The sequence below is a fragment of the Actinomycetota bacterium genome, from assembly GCA_030682655.1.
Lineage (GTDB): Bacteria > Actinomycetota > Coriobacteriia > Anaerosomatales > JAUXNU01 > JAUXNU01.
Window position 1 is genome coordinate 1 of the sequence record JAUXNU010000132.1, and the last position, 1,600, is coordinate 1,600.

A 1,600-nucleotide genomic window follows, 5' to 3' on the forward strand; every position below is an offset into this window, starting at 1 on the left:
GACTCGGTCGCAGCACCCGTCGAAGCGCTGTTTGCCGACGAATCCCCTTGGACAGGCTTCGAGCAACCCTGGACGGCAAAGACGGACGCTACGAGGGCGACCGTCAGGAGCACTAGCGAAAGACGGAACGCGGAGACGGACTTCAATACTCAGATCCTCCTCGGAAGTTGGCTGGCCTGCTAGGGTCATCGACCCCATGGGACTGGGGGACATTCTACCAGTGCCTGCACGCGCTGATAAGGAGTAGACTGGTTCGCACGGCTTCTACGACGCCGCACGCCGAGGAATGGCTGCGGCGTTGTGACGTTTCGACCGAGGAGGAGATGCATGTGGGAGCGGTAGGCACTGAGGATGTCCGCAACGTCGTTCTCGTCGGCCACGGCGGTGCGGGCAAGACGTCACTCGCTGAGGCGATGCTCCATGTGGCCGGCGTGACCAAGCGACTCGGTTCGGTCGACGCAGGTCAAAGCGGTCTCGACTACGACCCCGAGGAGGTGAGGCGCAAGTTCACGCTGAACCTGTCGCTCGCCCCTCTCGTGCATAAGGGCGTCAAGATCAACATCATCGACACCCCTGGATACGCTGACTTCGTCGGCGATGCGATCGCTGGAATGGAAGCCGCCGAGATGGCGCTCTTCGTCGTCGACGCGGTCTCCGGCCCCCAAGTGCAGACGAGACGACTCTGGAAGATAGCTGGCGAGATGGGCATCGCACGCGCCGTGTTCATCAACCGCCTCGACAAGGAGCATGCCGATTTCGAGGGGGCAATGGCGGCTCTCGAGACGGCGTTCGGTCACCGCGTCGGCGCCGTGCAGCTCCCGATCGGCGCTCAGGCCCAGTTCAGAGGCGTCGCTGATATCATCCGCATGAAGGCCTACCACCACGAAGGCGAGACGGAGAAGGTCTTCGACATCCCTGCCGACATGGTGAGTGCCGCGGACGCAGCCCGCGACAAGCTCTGCGAACTCGTCGCGGAGGCTGACGACGAACTCATGGAGAAGTACCTCGAGGGCGAGCCCCTCTCGCAGGAGGAACTCGAGACGCTCCTGAACAAGGCCATCGCACAGAGCATCTTCATCCCGGTCTTCGTAGGCTCTGCCACTGCACTCCAGGGTATCGAAGACCTCATGGACGACATCGTCTCGTTCTTCCCCACCCCGACAGCCCACGGCCCACTCCATACCTTGGACGGCACTGAAGTGCCCTTCTCGACGGTTGGCGATCTTGCCGCGCACGTCTTCAAGACCCTCTCGGATCCCTACGTCGGTCGCCTCACGTTCGCCAAGATCGTCTCCGGCACGCTCACGCCGAACTCCGAGGTCGTGAACGCCCGCACGGGCAAGAAGGAGCGCGTGGCACATGTTTTCAAAATGACCGGCAAAGAGACTGCGGATGTCACCTCCGCGCCCGCGGGCGACATCGTTGTGCTGCCGAAACTCACCGACACCCTCACGAACGACACCCTCTCAGCGAAGGGCGGGATCGCGTTCACGCCGCTACCGATGCCCGAGCCCCTGTACCCCGTCGCGATCGTCGCGAAGACCAAGGCCGACGAGGACAAACTCGGCAGCGCGCTCAAGAGCATCGTCGATGAGGATCC

The 1,600-nt window shown here is 62.9% G+C and carries 2 protein-coding genes; both read left to right on the forward strand.

Translation table 11 applies throughout. From position 1 onward, the window contains the following. A partial coding sequence (locus tag Q8K99_08290; GenBank protein MDP2182553.1) for a hypothetical protein occupies positions 1–183 on the forward strand: 183 nt, incomplete at its 5' end. Between the two features lie 146 nt (positions 184–329). Further along, positions 330–1,600: GTP-binding protein (locus tag Q8K99_08295; protein MDP2182554.1), on the forward strand; the 1,271-nt coding region annotated here is incomplete at its 3' end.